The sequence below is a fragment of the Chryseobacterium sp. MFBS3-17 genome, from assembly GCF_020687745.1.
In the GTDB taxonomy this organism is placed as follows: Bacteria; Bacteroidota; Bacteroidia; order Flavobacteriales; family Weeksellaceae; genus Marnyiella.
In genome coordinates, this window is record NZ_JAJEWK010000008.1 from 194,196 (window position 1) to 212,517 (window position 18,322).

The 18,322-nt window shown below is 42.6% G+C and carries 18 protein-coding genes; 16 read left to right on the forward strand and 2 right to left on the reverse strand.

Annotated features, from left to right (window positions below; translation table 11 throughout):
• The first annotated feature begins 9 nt into the window (after nt 1-9).
• The 3 genes from LKO26_RS06390 to LKO26_RS06400 are packed head-to-tail and all read left to right on the forward strand — an operon-like array spanning nt 10 to nt 2,226.
• Nucleotides 10-726 (forward strand): hypothetical protein, encoded by a 717-nt coding sequence (locus LKO26_RS06390; RefSeq protein WP_227587019.1) that lies wholly within the window; start codon nt 10-12, stop codon nt 724-726.
• 11 nt (nt 727-737) lie between these two features.
• A complete protein-coding gene (locus LKO26_RS06395; protein WP_227587020.1) occupies nt 738-1,253 on the forward strand; it encodes an acyl-CoA thioesterase in 516 nt (171 codons plus the stop codon).
• 34 nt (nt 1,254-1,287) lie between these two features.
• The gene (locus LKO26_RS06400) at nt 1,288-2,226 is read left to right on the forward strand and encodes an NAD(P)-dependent oxidoreductase (RefSeq protein WP_227587021.1); all 939 of its coding nucleotides are present in this window, start codon (nt 1,288-1,290) and stop codon (nt 2,224-2,226) included.
• On the opposite strand, the gene LKO26_RS06405 is transcribed toward LKO26_RS06400, so the two are convergent.
• Nucleotides 2,223-4,013 carry a hypothetical protein gene (locus LKO26_RS06405; protein WP_227587022.1) on the reverse strand — a complete coding sequence of 597 codons (1,791 nt, stop codon included), beginning with the start codon at nt 4,011-4,013 and terminating at the stop codon, nt 2,223-2,225. The two genes, LKO26_RS06400 and LKO26_RS06405, sit on opposite strands and share 4 nt — an antisense overlap.
• 168 nt (nt 4,014-4,181) lie before the next feature.
• Here LKO26_RS06405 and LKO26_RS06410 point away from each other — a divergent pair, with 168 nt between their 5' ends.
• Genes LKO26_RS06410 through LKO26_RS06420 form a run of 3 tightly spaced genes read left to right on the forward strand, consistent with a single transcriptional unit; the run spans nt 4,182 to nt 7,680 of the window.
• The gene (locus tag LKO26_RS06410) at nt 4,182-5,444 is read left to right on the forward strand and encodes a serine hydrolase domain-containing protein (RefSeq protein WP_227587023.1); all 1,263 of its coding nucleotides are present in this window, start codon (nt 4,182-4,184) and stop codon (nt 5,442-5,444) included.
• A 26-nt stretch (nt 5,445-5,470) separates the two neighbouring features.
• Complete coding sequence (locus LKO26_RS06415; RefSeq protein WP_227587024.1) at nt 5,471-7,231, forward strand: Ig-like domain-containing protein; 1,761 nt, start codon at nt 5,471-5,473, stop codon at nt 7,229-7,231.
• Complete coding sequence (locus LKO26_RS06420; protein WP_227587025.1) at nt 7,228-7,680, forward strand: heme-binding domain-containing protein; 453 nt, start codon at nt 7,228-7,230, stop codon at nt 7,678-7,680. Before LKO26_RS06415 ends, LKO26_RS06420 begins: the two co-directional genes overlap by 4 nt.
• A 30-nt stretch (nt 7,681-7,710) precedes the next feature.
• Here the strand turns inward: LKO26_RS06420 and fumC are convergent, their stop codons facing one another.
• The gene (gene fumC, locus LKO26_RS06425) at nt 7,711-9,093 is read right to left on the reverse strand and encodes a class II fumarate hydratase (RefSeq protein ID WP_227587026.1); all 1,383 of its coding nucleotides are present in this window, start codon (nt 9,091-9,093) and stop codon (nt 7,711-7,713) included.
• A 182-nt stretch (nt 9,094-9,275) separates the two neighbouring features.
• On the opposite strand from fumC, the gene LKO26_RS06430 reads away from it, so the two are divergent.
• The 10 genes from LKO26_RS06430 to LKO26_RS06475 all read left to right on the forward strand — a co-directional run bounded on the left by LKO26_RS06430 (nt 9,276) and on the right by LKO26_RS06475 (nt 17,855).
• The gene (locus LKO26_RS06430) at nt 9,276-10,337 is read left to right on the forward strand and encodes a helix-turn-helix transcriptional regulator (protein WP_227587027.1); all 1,062 of its coding nucleotides are present in this window, start codon (nt 9,276-9,278) and stop codon (nt 10,335-10,337) included.
• 137 nt (nt 10,338-10,474) lie between these two features.
• A complete protein-coding gene (locus LKO26_RS06435; RefSeq protein WP_227587028.1) occupies nt 10,475-10,807 on the forward strand; it encodes a DUF6150 family protein in 333 nt (110 codons plus the stop codon).
• A 98-nt stretch (nt 10,808-10,905) separates the two neighbouring features.
• Nucleotides 10,906-12,513, forward strand: coding sequence for a fumarate hydratase (locus LKO26_RS06440; RefSeq protein ID WP_262907423.1), 1,608 nt, complete (start codon nt 10,906-10,908; stop codon nt 12,511-12,513).
• A gap of 114 nt (nt 12,514-12,627) precedes the next feature.
• Nucleotides 12,628-12,909 (forward strand): hypothetical protein, encoded by a 282-nt coding sequence (locus LKO26_RS06445; protein ID WP_227587029.1) that lies wholly within the window; start codon nt 12,628-12,630, stop codon nt 12,907-12,909.
• 1,273 nt (nt 12,910-14,182) lie between these two features.
• Nucleotides 14,183-14,788 carry an REP-associated tyrosine transposase gene (locus LKO26_RS06450; protein ID WP_227587030.1) on the forward strand — a complete coding sequence of 202 codons (606 nt, stop codon included), beginning with the start codon at nt 14,183-14,185 and terminating at the stop codon, nt 14,786-14,788.
• Between the two features lie 316 nt (nt 14,789-15,104).
• Nucleotides 15,105-15,440 (forward strand): hypothetical protein, encoded by a 336-nt coding sequence (locus LKO26_RS06455; protein WP_227587031.1) that lies wholly within the window; start codon nt 15,105-15,107, stop codon nt 15,438-15,440.
• Nucleotides 15,441-15,631: 191 nt separating this feature from the next.
• The gene (locus LKO26_RS06460; RefSeq protein WP_227587032.1) at nt 15,632-16,177 is read left to right on the forward strand and encodes a hypothetical protein; all 546 of its coding nucleotides are present in this window, start codon (nt 15,632-15,634) and stop codon (nt 16,175-16,177) included.
• Nucleotides 16,178-16,182: 5 nt separating this feature from the next.
• Nucleotides 16,183-16,728, forward strand: a complete 546-nt coding sequence (locus LKO26_RS06465) for a hypothetical protein (protein WP_227587033.1) — start codon at nt 16,183-16,185, stop codon at nt 16,726-16,728.
• Nucleotides 16,729-16,926: 198 nt separating this feature from the next.
• Nucleotides 16,927-17,400: a hypothetical protein gene (locus LKO26_RS06470; protein ID WP_227587034.1), complete on the forward strand. Its 474-nt coding sequence runs from the start codon at nt 16,927-16,929 to the stop codon at nt 17,398-17,400.
• A complete protein-coding gene (locus tag LKO26_RS06475; protein WP_227587035.1) occupies nt 17,337-17,855 on the forward strand; it encodes a hypothetical protein in 519 nt (172 codons plus the stop codon). Before LKO26_RS06470 ends, LKO26_RS06475 begins: the two co-directional genes overlap by 64 nt.
• Nucleotides 17,856-18,322: the final 467 nt, after the last annotated feature.

The window sequence follows — 18,322 nt, forward strand, 5'->3', positions numbered from 1 at the left end:
TGCCGGTAAATGAAAATCTCTGCTCTCATTCTTGCGTATCTCACGGAAAATGGCCGGGTCCGGATTACGGGCTTTGGTGATTTTTACCTTGAAAATGCTGCTGCTGTACTCAGCAGCGGGAATAAAATTTTGCTGCCGCCGGCCAAGAAAATTACCTGGTCTCCGGATTATCATGCCGAAGGTGACGATTTTGAAAAATACGTGGCGCATGCCCGCAACAGCAGCCTGCAGGAAGCTGCAGATGAGATAAAAGTACAGGTTACCTACTGGAAAAATAAACTGAACGAAGCCGAAAATTTTGAGGTAGAGGAGCTGGGAGCATTCAAATTTTCTCTGGATGAGGTGCAGTTTGAGGGAAGCAGAATTCAGCATGAAATGTCAGATTTCTATGGCCTAGAGGAGATTAACCTGACCGATCTGAAGAAAAAGAAAGGCAGGAACGCCGAATCCCGAGGATCTTTCCGTATAGGAAAAGTACTGATCTGGACACTGGTGCTGGGAATCCCGGCAGTGGCACTGGCTTATTTCGGAATCACCCAGCCGGAGAAAGTGTTTGGTAAAAAATCATTTGATCTGGCAGATCTTAAAATCTCATCGGGCGAAAAAACAACACCACCCGTCACCGCAGACTCTACCCATATGAACGTGAAAGACTCGCTGGAACATATCGTGCCGGATTCTGCCGCTACGGCTACAGAAACAGCAGTGGGCAGTAATAATAAATAAGTAAATTTTACATGGCAAAAATCAAAAAAGCAATTGATTCGCTTACCGTGATGACCAATATTGTACTTCCGAATGAGACCAATTCGCTCAGAAATCTCTTCGGCGGCGAACTGCTGTCCAAAATGGACCGCTGTGCCTCCATCTCGGCAGCCCGGCATTGCGAAAGACGTGTGGTCACCGCTTCTGTAAATCATGTTTCCTTTAATCATCCGATTCCGGAAGGCGGGATTGTGGTACTGGAGTCCAAAGTATCCCGTGCATTTTCCACATCCATGGAGATTTATGTGGATGTATGGCTGGATGATCCCATTAACCAGAAAAAAATCCACACCAATGAGGGCATCTATACTTTTGTGGCAGTAGATGAATTTAACCGGCCGATTCCGATTCCACAGATGGAGCCGGAAACGGAAGAGGAACAACAACGTTTTGATGCAGCTCTGCGCAGAAAAGAACTCTCACTGATTCTCTCCGGGAGAATGAAACCTGCTGATTCGGTGGAATTAAAGAAATTATTCGGTTCCTGAAACCCTCCTGAACCGGGTAAGACCTGTTTTAAAAATGAAAATCCTTCAACTTGACAAGAATGACCCGCTGATTGCAGAACGGCTCACTGCAAACTGCTTTGAGGTACACGAAGATCACGAATCTGCTTATGAAGAAATTCTGGAGAAAATTCATCTGTACGAAGGCATCATCATCCGCAGCAGAATTCCGCTGGATGAAAATTTCCTATTGCGGTCCTCTCATCTAAAATTTATAGCCCGGGTAGGAGCCGGTATGGAAAATATAAACTGTGCCGTGGCCGAAAAACTGGGTATTCATCTGATCAGTTCGCCAGAAGGCAACCGCGATTCTGTGGCCGAACATGTAGTGGGAATGCTCATGATTCTGATGCATCGTCTGTTTATTGCTTCCGTAGAAGTGAAAAACGGCATCTGGAAACGTGAGGAAAACCGGGGTGATGAACTGATGGGAAAAACCTTTGGCATTATCGGTTACGGAAATATGGGAAAAGCGGTGGCCAGAAGACTTTCCGGATTCGGGTGTACGGTGATTTTTCACGACATCCTGCCCGGTCTGTCAGATCAGTATGCCACTCAGGTCTCTTTGGATCACTTGAAAAGCGAAGCAGATGTCATCAGCCTGCATCTGCCCATCACGCCGGAAACGCATCATCTGGTCGATGCCGCGTTCATCTCGGAGATGAAAAAAGATTTCTATCTGATCAATACCGCCAGGGGGAAAAACGTAAAAACTAAAGATTTAGTTGAGGCGCTGAAATCCGGTAAGGTAAAAGGAGCTGCGCTGGATGTACTGGAGTTTGAGAAATCTTCTTTCGAGCATCTGGAGGGTGATAACGATGACCTTCGCTTCCTGCTGCAGTCTGAGAACGTGCTGGTTACGCCACATATTGCCGGGTGGACCCATCAAAGCAAAAAAAAACTTGCCTGCTTTATTGCAGACAAGATTTTGAAACGCTATAATATTAAAGCTTAAACCAGTTCCGGCGTTACTTTCATATTTTTCACCTGAGCCTCGCAGACATTCAGTTCGCTTTGTATTTTTCCGTTTTCATTGCGGAAGAATGTAGTTACGGAAAACAATTCTCTGTAATAACTGATGCCATCCAGAAGATTATTTTTAAAAGCTTCCAGCTTTTTAATTTTCTGCGGGGTCAATTGCAGGCTGCTCTGAATTTGCTGCTGCAGGTGATCTATGTACAAATACAGTTCTTTGATGAACATATGCGGCCGGTTGCTGTGATTTTCCACGGGTTTTTCGCCATAGATGTGTTTCATCATATCTTTCAGCGACACTTCATTTGAAAAATAAGCCATATTTGGTCCCGGACAAACCACAACACCCTGCTGCTGACCTTTTACCGGAATGCCCATTTCCAGGTGGGAAGCATTGGCCAGACCCACGCATAAACAGGCTTTTTCAGTGATTTCCGCATGCCCGCGGCTGTATTCCTCAGGAGTAAGATCTGTTTTTGCCTTCAGTTCCTGGATTTTCAGATCCTGGTATTTCTTGGAAGCCGTACAGATCCCTTCCGGGTCATGGTCTTTGCTCAGAGCCAGGTATTTCTTCGGGCAGGAACTTCCGGCCTTACCGGCTGCGATTCTGTTGTTTTTATGAAATTCATTGGTGGTACCTTTCACGGTGTTGAAAGGGACACCCAGCGGAGAGATATTGCTTAAATATAAATCTTCTTCGCCGGCACGGGCAAGCAGACTGCGGGTTTGCTGGTCCACAGAAGTGGCTTCAGGTACCAGCAGAAACGGAGAACCCCAGCCTACAGAATCTACCTGATAGTGACTCAGCAGAAACTGATGCTCTTCTGCCGTACCGACGCCTCCCTGCACGGTGATTTTAATTTCCGGTGCTGTGGCGGGAATGGTTTTGTCTTTCGCGTCCAGCGCTTTGGTGAAAAGTGAAAATGCAGACTGTTCCAGTTCATTTTTCTGATTTCTGAATTCTTCTACAATGGGTCCCATCAGCAATCCTTCGGTGGCAAATGCATGTCCGCCGCAGTTCAGTCCGGATTCTATGCGGTATTCTGAAACCCAGAGTCCTTTTTTAGCAAGAAAATTTCCCTGAATCATGGCAGAGCGGAAATCGCTGACTTTCAGAATGATTTTTTTCTGAAAACGACCTTCTGCATCAGGATAGAAATTATCAAAAGTCTCCAGGTAGCTGTACAGCCTTGGGTTCATTCCGGCAGAGAATACCACAGCGGATTGCACCGTGCTGAGGGCAAATCCGCGCAAAGCCGCATGGGCGTCATTATACATCACCGGCAATTGCTCCCCTTTTTCAAAGTTGTCTTTATCCACCTTGGTCATGATGTTCACGTCTATGCTGCCCGGATGAAAATACTGATCCAGCAGTTTTTTCACCTCCTGAATATTGTTTTTCTGAGTGGTGATCACGTTTTCCAGTTTCTCTTTCAGTTCAGAATTGGAAGGAAGTGTGCTCAGAAAATCTTCGAATTTCAGTTTGTTTGTGGTGATTTCCTGTTTAAAGCTGTTGAACTTTTCAGTAACAACCTTATCCAGCAGATTCAGGTAGTTGGTGATTCTTTTGGCCCGGAAATCTTCAGCTTTTTTGGTGATTTCCTCGTAAGGTTGTTTGAAATTTCGGGCATACAGCGCCGTCATTTTTTCAATAAGATCATCATCCATGATGGAGATTACGGAATCTATTCCGTATTGTGCTACCCGCGCCGGACTGTCTATAGTAAAAGCCAGTCCCATTACGGGGATGTGAAAGTTATGTGTCATTGATACAATTGAATATAAATGTAGTAAGTTCTCAAAGATACAGAAATAAGGGCAAGCGCAGTATATGATTTTGGTCACCGCTTCTGTTAAAATAATCTTAATGTTCCGGCAATCACCCGGTTTGTCATAGTGATTTTGCTAAATTGCATGCTGTTTCAAAAATGAGTTATGAAGAATTGTCTATGGTTAAGTGTTCTCTGTTTGTTTCTTTTGTTTTCATGTAAAAAGGAGGTGGGCACAAGCCCTGAAGAACCCGAAACCTTGCTGCCTAATTTTGGCAATGTAAATCTGGATGATGTTTTTCATAAAAAAGACAGCCGGTTGGCCAGCAAAGATTCTGTGCATGCAGTGATTGAGCAGTACTATTCCTCTGTGTGGGAAGGGGGAGATGTATGGGGCGGATTTTTAATTGCCAAAGGCGATGATATTCTCTATGAAGGCTACCGCGGCTTTGCCCAGGATCACCAGCAGTCTCCCATCACCCAAACCACGCCGCTTCATGTGGCGTCCATTAGCAAATCCATTACGGCAATGGCGGTCCTGAAACTGGTGGAAGCCGGTAAACTGGCTCTGGAAGATGAGGTTTCAAAGTATTTCCCGGGATTTCCCTATCCGGGCGTTACAGTGATGTCACTGCTCACCCAGCGCAGTGGTCTGCCCAAATATGAATATTTCATAGAAAAAATAGACCCTGCTCCGGCAGAACTTTCCAAGAAATTCCTGACCAACCAGGACATTATGAATATGATGCTGAAGTACAAACCGGAAGCCGCCCGTGCGCCCGATACCGGTTTTATGTACTGCAATTCCAATTATGCGGTGCTGGCGTTGCTGATAGAGAAAGTGACCGGTACGTATTTTCCGGATGCGATGGAGCAGATGGTTTTTAAGCCCCTGAAAATGAAAAACAGTTTTGTGTTTCAGGAGAAAGATACCCTTACTGCAGCAAAATCTTTTTATAACCGCGGTCCCAAAGTGCATCCCTATGACCGTCTGGATTTGATTTATGGTGATAAAAATGTGTACACCACGCCCCGTGATTTATTCAATTTCTCCAAGGCCATGTATGCTCCGGATTTTCTGAGAGCAGATCTCAAACAAATGATTTTCCAGCCGTACAGCAATGAAAAACCGGGAATCAATAATTATGGCATCGGTTTCAGAATGAAGGTCTATGATGACTCTAAACTCACCTACCATACCGGGTGGTGGCATGGTACCAATTCGGTATTTGCTCACTTGCTGGGATCCAATGTGACCATTGTATCCATCGGTAATAAATTTTCCAGATTGCCCTATACCGCGTTGGCACTGGCAAGCCTTTTCGGGCAATATCCGGTGGAAATTGAGCGTTTAAGAAAAACCCTGGATTTTCCGGCCTTAGATTCGGCGAACAGTAAATCTGATTCTGCAGCGGTAAGTGCAGAATAAATTTTAAATTTGCACAAATTCTACTCATGAAAAAACTGTTTCTGTTGTCAGTTTTGGCTGCTGTTTTATGGTCCTGCGCACGGGTGGGTTCACCCATTGGTGGCGAACGGGACAGCCTGGCACCGCGTGTGCTGGGAACAAGCATAGATACGCCACGCGTTCTGGTACCCAGAGATCTGAAAGAGCTTAGAATTGATTTTGATGAGTATATTACGCTGAAAGAGATCAACAAGAATCTCATTATCTCGCCGCCCATCCGCAAAATTACCAGAATTATGCCTTCCAACCTTGCAACCCGGCATATTCTGATTCAGTGGGAAGATACGTTGCAGGCCAACACCACATATAGTTTTAATTTCGGGAGCTCCATACAGGATAATAACGAAGGAAATGTGCTGCCATATTATAACTTTGCCTTCTCTACCGGAGAGAAAATTGATGATTACTACATCAGCGGCGAAGTAACCGAGGGCGCACAAATCCGGGCATCCGGAGCCAAAATCAATAAAGTGGTCGGCTTATATCAGTACAAAGATTCCATGGATTACCGCCAGAAACCCTATTACATTACCCGGGTAGATGATGATGGCTACTATGAACTGAACTATCTTTCGCCGGGAACCTATAAGATTGTGGCGTTTGAGGATGAAAACGGAAATTCAGTCTTTGACCCCGGTAAAGAAAAAATTGCTTTCAGAAAAGATTCGGTAGTAGTGGAACAGTCCGTCTCGGGAATTCCGCTGCAGCTGTATCCCAGTCAGAAAGCATTGCGGTACACGGAAATGAAAGAAAATCCGGGCGGAGTTCTGATGCTTTTTGAAGGAAACCCGGATCAGGTTGAGGTTTCAGCGGTCTCAGAAAAGCTTAAAAACTATAAAGTCACCCACCGCCAAAAATCGGACAGTGTGCACATCTGGTTTGATGCCGTGAGCCAGAACATTGGCACCGAATCTACAGAAAATTTAAAATTCAGTTACGATACAGGCCAGAAGCAGGATACGGTTTCGGTATTCTATAAAAGGAATAAGGATATGGAGATGACCCTGGCCAACCAGAAAGGTAATTTGCTGCCACCAAAAACGGAATTGGAAATTGTGAGCAATTTTATGATAGACCGTATACAGCCGGAAAAATGGACGCTTACCATAGACAGTACCACAGCCATACCACTTTCTGCCAGAATTTCTGAAACAAATCCCTATAAAATCTTTGTAAAAGGTGAATTTGAGGAAGGAAAATCCTACCAGCTCACTATACCCAGTAAAACAGTTTCCTCTTTTTATGAAAGTACGGCAAATCCGTATCGTTTCGATTTTGAGGCAGACCAAATTCAGAACTATGGCAGTTTTACCGTTCGTCTTAAAAATCAGCCGCCGGGTAAATTCTGGCTGCAGTTGCTGGATGCTTCAGAAAATATCATGTATCAGAGATACACAGATGAGTCCGAACTGAAATTTCCGGTGATGAAACCGGGCGAGTATTTTGTGCGGTTACTGGCAGATCCGAACGGAAACCGGCATTGGGATGTGGCGAGTCTGCAGCAGGAAACTTTTGCAGAAGATGCTTTCGTGTTCTTTAAAAAAGTGACCATAAGACCGCTGTGGGAGCTGGTAGAAGACTGGGATTTTCAGGATCCCCGCAAGTTGGATTTGCTGAAGCCGGAAACTTCTGCGCCACAATCCCCGCAAACCAGTCCGCAGCGCAATCAGCAACAAAATAATCCGCTTCAGCAGAACAGGGGTGGTGCAGTACAAGGCTCATCCAGAACACTACAGGTCAGACCATGATAAAGTTTTCCAGAACAGTCCTTGCAGTCGTCATTGTGCTCGTCCTGATTCAGTTCATCCCGGTAAACCGAACCAATGAACCGGTGCAGGCAGCAGAAGATTTCATACAGGTGATGCAGACCCCGCCGCAGGTTACCGCTCTGCTGAAAAATGCGTGTTATGATTGCCACAGCAATGAAACGGTATATCCGGATTATGCACGGGTGGCACCGTTTTCCTGGTCGGTGAAACACCATGTAAATAAAGGCCGCAGATACGCCAACTTTTCGGTATGGGCTTCTTATAATGATGAATTGAAAATGAATATGCTGAAAAAGTCCGCCCAAACGCTGAAAGACCATACCATGCCCATGCCTGCATACATCAATTTTCATCCGGAGGCCAGCCTGACTCCCGGGGAAAGAGAATTGCTGATTTCCTATTTTGAATCGCTGGCAGCAGAACAATAAAAAAGGCGCCTTTCTCAGACGCCCTTATCCTTATACCATTTTTTCAGGTTTTACCCATTCGTCAAACTGTTGCGCCGTAAGCAGACCCAGATTGACGGCTTCCTCTTTCAGCGTGGTGCCGTTTTTATGAGCGGTTTTGGCAATCATGGCTGCATTTTCATAGCCGATGTGGGTATTCAGTGCAGTCACCAGCATCAGGGACTTATCTACCAGCTCTTTAATGCGTGGCTCATTGGCTTCAATGCCCGTTGCACAATGGTCATTAAACGAAATACAGGCATCTCCCAAAAGTTGAGCAGATTGCAGAAAGTTAGATGCCATGACCGGTTTGAAGACATTCAGTTCGTAGTTTCCCTGAGTTCCCGAAAATGAAATCGCAGTGTCATTTCCCAATACCTGAGCGCAGACCATAGTCATCGCTTCATTCTGAGTGGGATTTACTTTTCCGGGCATGATGGAGGAACCCGGCTCGTTTTCCGGAATAAATATTTCCCCGATTCCGCTGCGGGGTCCGGAAGCCAGCAGCCGGATGTCCTGTGCAATTTTGTACAGGGCCACGGCCAGTTGTTTCAGCGCTCCGTGAGTTTCCACGATGGCATCGTGAGCAGCCAGTGCCTCAAATTTGTTGGGTGCGGTGGTGAAGGGCAGACCGGTAAATTGGGAGATATAGTCTGCTACTTTTTCGGCGTAACCATCCGGTGTATTGAGTCCGGTGCCAACTGCGGTGCCGCCCAGCGCCAGTTCCTGCAGGTGATCCAGAGTATTGCTGATGGCCTTCATGGCGTAATCCAGCTGGGCCACATAACCGGAAAACTCCTGACCCAGGGTCAGCGGTGTGGCATCCATAAGGTGTGTACGGCCGATTTTAACAATATTTTTAAATTTTTCGGATTTTTCATGCAGGGTATTCCGCAGTTGTTCTACCGCCGGCAGCGTATGTTCCACCACTTTTTTGTAGGCGGCAATATGCATGGCGGTGGGATAGGTGTCGTTGGAACTTTGAGATTTATTCACATCATCATTGGGATGGATGTCTGATTTTTCTCCCAGTGTACCACCGCTCAGCACATGAGCACGGTTAGAGATCACCTCGTTTACGTTCATATTGGATTGCGTTCCGGAGCCGGTTTGCCAGATGACCAGAGGAAATTCGCCCTGCAGTTTTCCTTCCAGAATTTCATCGCATACCCGGGAAATGAGATCCCGTTTCTGAGGTGAGAGAATTCCGGCGTCTGCGTTGGTCCAGGCGGCGGCTTTTTTCAGGATGGCAAAAGCCTCAATAATTTCTGCAGGCATGGAGGCTTCCGGTCCTATTTTGAAATTATTCCGGGAGCGTTCTGTCTGCGGACCCCAGTACTTTTCAGCAGGAACCTGCACGGCTCCCATGGTGTCATATTCTGTTCTGTAATTCATTGTAATTTGATTTTTGAAAGTTTAAAGTTACGACTAAAAAATCAGCTCTGCCGAACGAAAATCTCTATTGCGGTGAAGGATAATCTGTATTATAATGAAAAATATTCTCCCGCGTTGGTGAATTATTGTATAAAAGTCCTGTTCCGGCCGTTTTTTTAACTAATTTTGGAGAAAACTGAACCATGTCCGAGAAATCCGAGAGATTGCTTAAAATTTACGCCCGGCTGAAGCGGGGACCTGTGACCATAGAAACCATCAAAGACTGGGCTTCCAAAAATAATATCCGCATTTCAGAACGTACCTTTTACCGTGATCTGAACGAGTTGGAAAGTTCCCTGGTGCTGCCTGGTGAAAGTATTGTGGTTTCCGTAGGCGAAAAAAACCGCAAAACCTGGAAAATAGAATACACCGCCGGCCACGCCACGCTGGATGGTTATGATATCAATTCTTATCTGATGTTCAAAAATTTCATGCCCATGCCGGTAGTGCTGTCCCGCAAGAAATCATTAGATAAAATTGAAAAAATATTCTATAAAAATCATTCCAAGAGCCGTTTTGAGGATTTTGCAACAGCGGCCGATCTGCAGGTGACGTCCAGCCATTTTTATGAACTCAATGAGCCGGTAATTTATGAGAAGATTATAGAAGACTGCATCTGGAGTATTCAGAACAAACGGGAAATGAAGATTCTGAAGACCAAATATGACCACACGTCCCTGGCCAGATCTGTGACCTCACCTATGAAATTTTTGCCGGTGCAATTGCTGTATCACCGCGGGGTGGTTCATCTCTGCGGATTTGTGAAAGAACTGGATAAATTCTGTATTTATGCTTTGGAGCAGATTAAAAAGTACAAACTGACCAATAATATGTTTGATCCGGAACCGTACCGGATAAGGCTGGAACAGGAGATGACCCTCCGGTTTGGGGTGACTGAAAATATGGATCATCATATTTATGATATTGAAATCGAATTTTCAGAAATGTCGGGCTTCTTTGTGAAGAACCATTCCTGGCATCCCGGTCAGCAGTTTACCAGACTTTCCAACGGAAATTTTCTGATGAAGTTCCGGTGCGGCATTAACCGGGAACTCGTGGGCTGGATTTTCCAGTGGCTCAGCAATGCCAAAGTCCGCAAACCGGAAATTCTGAGAGACCTGGTGGCGGGTAAAGCTTCCGAAATTCTGGATATGTATGTGAGCGACCGTCAGTTAGTGTCGGTTAATTCATTTAAAGCTCCATAGTTGGTTGACAAGAGTTGACAAAGCAAAGTCCTACATTTGCACACGAAACACAAATGGTGACGAAAGTTGCGCTACATTTTACAGGGGGTCGGTTATGGTCCTCTTTTTTTGTATATTGAGGGTTCAAATTTTACCGGATGAAAACCTGTTTATTTTTCCTCACCCTCCTTTGCCCGTTTTTGATGTTCTCACAGAAAGTGTTCTCTGTCAATTATGGCAGTCAGGCAGAAGTCCGGGTTTTTGTCACCGATTATGAAAGCCAGGCAGATCTGAAGGTATTTCGGGTAAAGTACAGCTCACAGGCCTCCGGTAATGAAGGCAAGTGGTTTTTTACCGAATATGAAAGTCAGGCACAGAAAAAAATCTATTTCGTGGATTATGAAAGCCAGGCAGATCTCAAAATTTACTTTGCTCCCTATGAAAGCCAGGCCGGCTGGCGGAATAAATCGAAAAAGCATCTTATGTATTAGCCAAATCAGCCCGGATTTCGGTATAGCCGGCTGCTAAATCTCATTTTCTCCCTTCTCTTTTATTCCGTAAATTTGCGCTTTTAAAAAACATTATCAGCATGGAATTTCAGTATCAGGAGCCTTTTCCTATCCTTAAAGACGATACCCAATACAAAAAACTGACCTCAGAATATGTAAAAACCGAACAAATGGGCGGCAGGGAAATCCTTACCGTAGATCCAAAAGGTCTGGAGCTCCTCGCCGAACATGCCATGCGGGATGTGTCCTTCATGCTGCGCTCTGCGCATCTGCAAAAATTAAAAAATATTATAGACGATCCCGAAGCTACAGATAATGACCGTTTTGTAGCCTACAACCTCCTGCAGAATGCCGCCGTGGCGGTAGAAGGCGCTTTGCCCTCCTGTCAGGATACCGGAACTGCCATCTGCATGGGGAAAAAAGGGGAGAATGTGTACACCGGCGTTAATGATGCCGAATGGATTTCCAAAGGCATTTACAATACCTACCAGTCGCAGAACCTGCGCTACTCCCAGATTGTGCCCATCACCATGTTCGATGAGAAAAACTCCGGCTCCAACCTGCCCGCGCAGATTGACATCTATGCCGAAGAAGGCGATGCCTATAAATTCCTGTTTCTGGCCAAAGGCGGTGGCTCTGCTAATAAAACCTTCCTTTACCAGAAAACAAAATCCCTGCTGAACGACAAATCCCTGGAGGAATTCGTGAAAGAAAAAATTATGGACCTGGGAACCGCAGCCTGCCCGCCATACCACCTTGCACTGGTCATTGGCGGCACCTCTGCCGAAGCGAATCTGGCAGCGGTGAAAAAGGCGAGCGCCGGCTATTACGACCATCTTCCCACCGAAGGAAATATGGGCGGACAGGCATTCCGCGATCTGGAATGGGAAGCCCGGGTGCAGGAAATTTGCCGCGAGTCTGCCATTGGCGCACAGTTTGGCGGGAAATACCTGACGCACGATGTTCGGGTCATCCGCTTGCCACGCCATGCCGCATCTTGTCCTGTGGGAATGGGCGTTTCCTGCTCTGCAGACCGGAATATCAAAGGAAAAATTACCCGCGACGGAATCTTCCTGGAGCAACTGGAACAGGATCCGAAAAGATTCCTGCCTGCCACACCACCACACCTGGAAGCGGCTGTAGAAATAGACCTGAACCGTCCCATGAACGAAGTGCTGGCAGAACTTTCCAAATATCCGATTAGAACCCGCCTGAAACTGAACGGTACGCTCATTGTGGCCCGAGATATTGCCCACGCCAAAATAAAAGAACTGCTGGACAGCGGCCAGCCAATGCCCGATTACTTTAAAAATCACCCGATATATTATGCCGGACCGGCAAAAACTCCGGAGGGAATGGCTTCCGGAAGCTTCGGACCTACCACTGCCGGACGTATGGACGTGTATGTGGACGAGTTCCAGAGTCATGGCGGCAGCATGATTATGCTGGCCAAAGGAAACCGCAGCAAGGATGTTACCAATGCCTGCGGCAAATATGGCGGATTCTACCTGGGATCCATTGGCGGACCCGCGGCGGTATTGGCCAAAGAAAATATCAAGTCTGTAGAAGTGGTTGATTTTGAAGAACTTGGCATGGAAGCAGTGCGCAAAATAGAAATCAGGGATTTCCCGGCGTTCATCATTACAGATGACAAAGGAAATGATTTCTTCGAATCCATTTCGCATTAAAAACAGAAACAGCGCCCGTGCGCAGCCGTAAAAAACGAGTTTCGGGGCAAAAATGTGCGCGGAAACTTTTATTATCAGAGAAAATAAATTAATTTTGCCTAAAATCTGAAAACGATGTTAACAATCTTATCTTCATTCTGGCCGGGATACCAGTTCTTTTGGTTCGTATTTTTCGTCATCATGCTCCTTATCGGGTTCTGGTGCATCATCATGTTCTTTGGAGTAGTCATTCCTATGTGGCTTACCTCCGGGCTCAGAGAGTATTTCGGAAAAACAAAGCCATTTGATCCCGAAGAAGTAAGAAGAAAAACACTTCCGGAGCAGGGTGCAGAGGTTATCTACAGCAATCCGAAGGGTGAGGGGCCATTCCTTCACGGCAATCACGGTCATCACTAATGTGGTGTCATCGCGCTCCCATCTGAATACCGGGAAGGGCGATCACAAAGCAAAACCATATATATTGTCAGTTTCAAAATTCGTTTTTGAAACTGATTTTTTTTGGGAGCTGTTTCCCGCTTTCCGCTGTATCTTTTCCGGTGCACTCGCTACCGCTCATTCACCAAAAAAGGATGCCGCTGCAATCGGGGCTATGGGGGCGGACTTAACAGTAAATTCGTGTCTTTGTAAGAGCGTGACCATTTGGTGAAACATCTTACCATAACCAAAAACTCTGCTAAGGAATGATTGAAATTGGGTTGCTAAGCATTAGATATTATGATTATATTTGATTTATTAATCTGAGAAAAGAGTCAGTCTGGTTCAGGGCATGACCAATGCATCCCTAAATGAAAACTTTAGAAAGTTGTCTTTTTGTTTTTTTGATTTTTGTCACGTTAATTTTTGCGGGAATTTATTGGTATGTGATCAAGTTAAACGATGGGTACATGCGGGACTATACAAAAATTGAAAACTCATATTCAAAACTGGAAAGCACATTAAAGGAGCGGAATCAAATCTTATTAAAATCAGAATTTTCAGATCGTGTAAAAATATTAGCGAACAAATCTGATTCCGTTATAAATACAAAATGATTCCAACAAATTAGTTTAGACCGAATTTCACTTGAATGAAAAAACATATAAGGGCGATTCACTCCAATTAACCAACGAAAAAATAAATGCAATTAAGAACGAGTATAACAAAGAACTGAAAAATTTTCATACAGTGTGGAGTCGTTTTCCTTTGAACATAATCAAAGTACGTCAAAACTTTCCTGAATATCACTATTTAAACAGTGATTACGGACAAGAAAACCACGAGAACATGAAGCGAAAGAAAGAAGTTGAGCATTGTGTGGAAACGGGTGAGTTTCAGTAGAATATGGCAAGATATTTTGATGAAAGGAGCAATTAAAAGAGAAAATTTGGAAAGAAAACCGCTGCGCAAAGTCTCCTGACTTTGCACCCGCTACAAGGAATATATAAAAACACAACCAGGGTAATTATTGTCCGTTTCTGATGACCACCCGCACGACCGTAAAAACCACCCGCTATAGTTGCCGCCATTTTTTCTAACTTTTCCCTATCTTTGCAGCCTGTTTCCGGCCGGCAAACGGATCCTGCAACCACAGTCCGACTGAAATCCCCGGCCTGAATCCTGAAACCCCGCTGCGCAAAGTCTCCTGACTTTGCACCAATAAAAAACAACTATTTTTGAAAAAATAAAAGCCATGAAATCCGGCTATGTTATCAGAGACCAGGAAAAGCCACATTTTATTACCTGCACGGTAGTAGATTGGGTTGATGTTTTTTCAAGAAAAATGTATCGGGATATTGTCATTGACTGCTTCAATTTTTGTATTAAAAATAAAGGAATGGTTCTATTTGGTTATGTTATTATGAGTAACCACATTCATCTTCTTGTACAATCCAGGGATGGTAAACTTTCAGACCTTATCCGTGATTTTAAAAAATTTACAGCTACTCAAATACTTAAAAAATTGCATACAGAACCTGAAAGCAGACGTGAATGGATTTTAGAAAGATTTGCAAAAGCAACAGAGAGCCACAGCAGAAACAAAAATTTTCAGGTATGGCAGTATGGTAATCATGCAGAAGAAATTTTCACTTTGAAATTTATGTGGAGCAAACTCAATTATATTCATCTGAATCCTGTACGAGCAGGACTTGTGGAAAAAGCAAATCAGTACATTTATTCATCTGCAAGTAATTATTCGTTTGGCAAAGGACTTGTCGATATTGAAATTGCAGAAAATCCTGTTATTGATGTTTTGGGAAAGAACGAATTTTGGAAATATAATAATTATGATGAATAAGGAAATGAACGGCTCAAAGTCGGGAGACTTTGCGCAGCGGGGGTAAATTCGTGTCTTTGTAAGAGCGTGACCATTTGGTGAAACATCTTACCATAACCAAAAACTCTGCTTAGGAATGGATGAAATTGGGTTGCCGGACATTAGATATTATGATTATATTTGATTTATTAATCTGAGAAAAGAGTCAGTCTGGTTCAGGACGTGTCAAAAACATGCATACAATCCACAACCATCACAAAAACAATTTTATTGATGTGTTATGATAAAAATGAGCAAGTCTTTTCATGCAACCCTAGTTTTATAAACGAAGTAAAATATGAATATTAAAATAAAAGGAGGTTCAAAAATTACAGGAAATTTAGATATTTTCGTAGTACATAATGAGGATGAATTTGAGGGGGAAATTTCTAATTGGGATGAAATTTTAATACACGGTGATCCAGCAGGATTAAAATCTTTTGCAAATTTATTGATTGAAATTGCAGACTTTAATCAAGACAAGATAGACGATGAGAAATTACCTGTTGGAGAGAGACAACATATTAAGTTGAGGCCAGGATTTGAAATTTCTAAAAGTTCAGACGAAGTAATAGTAGGGAGGCTTGATGCCAAAAAGACGGGAGAATACTATGACCGCTTTATTGCAAAATAATAAAACAGAAATCTATAAAAATAAATCCCGCTTTCGGCAGGATTTTCATTTACAGCACTTCAACAATTTTATTAAAGAAGTCTTTAATTTTTTGGTAGTTTTGTAGAACCGGCGGAGTAGGTTCTGTGCTTGCGGGCGGCAATTTCTGGCAAGGGGCATTGATTGGGGGCGTAGTTGCCGGATTGAATCACGTGGCGAGTAGAATTGAGACACAGACAGATTATGCTGACGCTGATGGTGGTTCAGGTGGAGCAACTAATGATAATAAAGGAGATGTATTAAACTGGTTTAATGAAAGTGACGGTGGCCTCTATAAAGTTGCACAAAACGATCCGGGTGCTCCGGAAGGAACAGTTAGGATTTATACTCACGGAAATAAAGATAGAATATTAGATCCCAGTGGTCATAAGATTTTAACAGCTGAACGATTTGATGAAGTTTTAATGGAAAGAAGTCCAACTTGGAGAAATTACAGAGAAAATGGAGGCGCTATAAGAATAGAATTGATGTCTTGTAATACAGGAAGAATGGGTAATGGTTTTGCAAGTATGATATCAAAAGCTTTTAGATTTTCTTCAGTTATTGCACCGAATAATTACTATGTTGCATATACAAGAAATGGAGTTTCTTGGGGAGGAGTAGCAGGTCAATATAATTTAATTAATCCTGGCAGATGGAATTACTTTGTTAATGGACAAAACTTAAATCGTAGTATTTATGATATATATAAAAGGTAATGAAAATGAATAATAGAAATTTTGTAATGCTCTTCTTGATTGTAATAATTAGTTGCAGTAAAAACAGTAAAAATATTATGAATAATAATGAACCATTGTCTAATAATCAAGACACTACCAAAATTATTGTAGATACAGCTTCAGTAATTAAGAATAATCAAATAGAAGAATTTCAAAAAAATGTGATTGATAAAGGAGATATTTATTCTTTCAATAGACTCGCTATACATTATGTAGATAAATCTAAATACAAAGAATTACAGAAATATGCCTTGATAATGGCAGATAAATACAATAATGGGGATGGTTATAGTCAGGTTTTTGAATGTATAATCGCACTAAATAATAACAATGAATATAATGACATTACAGATTTTGCAAAAATAAATGAAAAAGCAAAAAATGAAGCGTTAAAATATTTAGAAAAAGGAGCGTCAATAAATGATATTAATTGTATGTCCGAACTCGCAGAGATTTACAGAAACGGAATTGGCGTTGAAAAGGATATTAAAAAAGCCGATGAACTCAAAAAGAAAATAGAAAAATTGTAGTGATTTATAAAATAGCAATCCCGCCGAAAGGCGGGATTGCTATTTTACAGCACTGCTACATTTTTATTAAAGAAGTCTTTAATTTTTTGGTAGTTTTGTAGAACCGGCGGTGTAGGTTCTGTGCTTGCGGGTGGCAATTTCTGGATGGGTGCCATGAGCGGCTTTTTTGTGACAACGTTTAATCATTTAGAGCACAAAATGACCGAACCGGGTGATCCACCAGGAAAAACTAAAAAACTGGTAAACGGAAAGAAAATTTTTAAAGAAGCAGTTAAACATTATCGAGAAGGAGGTGGAAGTGATTTGTGGGTGGATGCTAGCACACTTGATTTAAGTTATGTGTCACAACAAGATTTAATCCTTAATAAAGATGGGAGTTATAGTGTTAACCTAATTGAGGTTGACATGGATCAAGAAGCATCTTTAGCACTCGGTAAAATATCCTTAGATAGAGTTGGTGACTCAAACCATTTTAAAATCAGAAGTGATAAGTACGACTTTAATATTGAATGGAGTAATCTTATGACTAAGAGAAATTTATTTACAGCAGGTGCATATATCTTGCATCATTCTAATATAGGGAATTATAAAATGGGAACAGTTTATTCATGGAATTTTTCAGCAAGAAGTTTTTGGATAAAGTTTCAAAACAGTACATATATAAAACCATGAGATTGTATAGACTTTTTAGAGCAACTATTTTGTTGTTTTTGCTTTATAATTGTAACAAAAGAAACCAAGAAATAGTTATTTCTTCTGATAATATAGGTGAAAGGAATTTAATTTACCAGTTAGGAGATACTTTATCAGCTTCTGGAAGAAATAATTATAATAAAAATTTTAAACAAATTTTGTTTATTAATAAAAATGAGCAGCAAATCATTAGGATAGGGAATGGTTCCGAAGTAATTGGTGCCCGTATAGAGGAATTAAGAAAAATGAGTAATGGATGGATAATTAAGAGAACACCTATAAAATATGACGAAAAACAAAAAACATATTTAATTGAGACTTCTGAAGGTGTTTGGATTAATTACGATTCAGAAATAAACAGTTCATATTATGAATATTATTGGGTTAGTAAAAATATTGATACAATAAAGGGACCGTTTTCAATGAAAAAATAGTTGCTGTTTTTAATCATTTGGCGCACACAGAGTATGTACACCTGATAACGGTTATGATGAATATGGCAATAAAATAAATGATTTAGGAGGAGATAAAACGGATTATATTCTAAGAAGAAATCCTTTTGGCGATGGCTATCAGATTTTAGATGAAATAAATGTAGAGCATATTTTTGGTCCATATGGAAACCGTGAAGGTTATGGATACAGATTGCACCATCAGTTACAAAGCCCCGCTCTGTATGACCCGAGTTTTGATATAATGAAAGTTTATGCCGGAGGAGCTGTTACAGGAAAAGCATTAGGGCTAGGATTAGGCTATCTTTCAACAAGCAATAAAGTTGGACAATGGGCTCCCCCGCTGCGCAAAGTCTCCCGACGCGCTGCGCAAAGTCTCCTGACGCGCTGTACAAAGTCTCCTGACTCGCTGTGCAAAGTCTCCTGACTTTGCACCTGCTACAAGGAAT

What these genes read in the sequence shown, in the direction of transcription:
- LKO26_RS06400 (WP_227587021.1), top strand. Translation starts at nt 1,288, where the DNA reads ATGAAAATCCTTCAACTTGACAAGAATGACCCGCTGATTGCAGAACGG.
- LKO26_RS06395 (WP_227587020.1), top strand. Translation starts at nt 738, where the DNA reads ATGGCAAAAATCAAAAAAGCAATTGATTCGCTTACCGTGATGACCAAT.
- LKO26_RS06455 (WP_227587031.1), top strand. Translation starts at nt 15,105, where the DNA reads ATGAATATTAAAATAAAAGGAGGTTCAAAAATTACAGGAAATTTAGAT.
- LKO26_RS06475 (WP_227587035.1), top strand. Translation starts at nt 17,337, where the DNA reads ATGGAATTTTTCAGCAAGAAGTTTTTGGATAAAGTTTCAAAACAGTAC.
- LKO26_RS06470 (WP_227587034.1), top strand. Translation starts at nt 16,927, where the DNA reads ATGACCGAACCGGGTGATCCACCAGGAAAAACTAAAAAACTGGTAAAC.
- LKO26_RS06420 (WP_227587025.1), top strand. Translation starts at nt 7,228, where the DNA reads ATGATAAAGTTTTCCAGAACAGTCCTTGCAGTCGTCATTGTGCTCGTC.
- LKO26_RS06430 (WP_227587027.1), top strand. Translation starts at nt 9,276, where the DNA reads ATGTCCGAGAAATCCGAGAGATTGCTTAAAATTTACGCCCGGCTGAAG.
- LKO26_RS06450 (WP_227587030.1), top strand. Translation starts at nt 14,183, where the DNA reads ATGAAATCCGGCTATGTTATCAGAGACCAGGAAAAGCCACATTTTATT.
- LKO26_RS06415 (WP_227587024.1), top strand. Translation starts at nt 5,471, where the DNA reads ATGAAAAAACTGTTTCTGTTGTCAGTTTTGGCTGCTGTTTTATGGTCC.
- LKO26_RS06405 (WP_227587022.1), bottom strand. Translation starts at nt 4,013, where the DNA reads ATGACACATAACTTTCACATCCCCGTAATGGGACTGGCTTTTACTATA.
- fumC (WP_227587026.1), bottom strand. Translation starts at nt 9,093, where the DNA reads ATGAATTACAGAACAGAATATGACACCATGGGAGCCGTGCAGGTTCCT.
- LKO26_RS06440 (WP_262907423.1), top strand. Translation starts at nt 10,906, where the DNA reads ATGGAATTTCAGTATCAGGAGCCTTTTCCTATCCTTAAAGACGATACC.
- LKO26_RS06445 (WP_227587029.1), top strand. Translation starts at nt 12,628, where the DNA reads ATGTTAACAATCTTATCTTCATTCTGGCCGGGATACCAGTTCTTTTGG.
- LKO26_RS06410 (WP_227587023.1), top strand. Translation starts at nt 4,182, where the DNA reads ATGAAGAATTGTCTATGGTTAAGTGTTCTCTGTTTGTTTCTTTTGTTT.
- LKO26_RS06435 (WP_227587028.1), top strand. Translation starts at nt 10,475, where the DNA reads ATGAAAACCTGTTTATTTTTCCTCACCCTCCTTTGCCCGTTTTTGATG.
- LKO26_RS06465 (WP_227587033.1), top strand. Translation starts at nt 16,183, where the DNA reads ATGAATAATAGAAATTTTGTAATGCTCTTCTTGATTGTAATAATTAGT.
- LKO26_RS06390 (WP_227587019.1), top strand. Translation starts at nt 10, where the DNA reads ATGAAAATCTCTGCTCTCATTCTTGCGTATCTCACGGAAAATGGCCGG.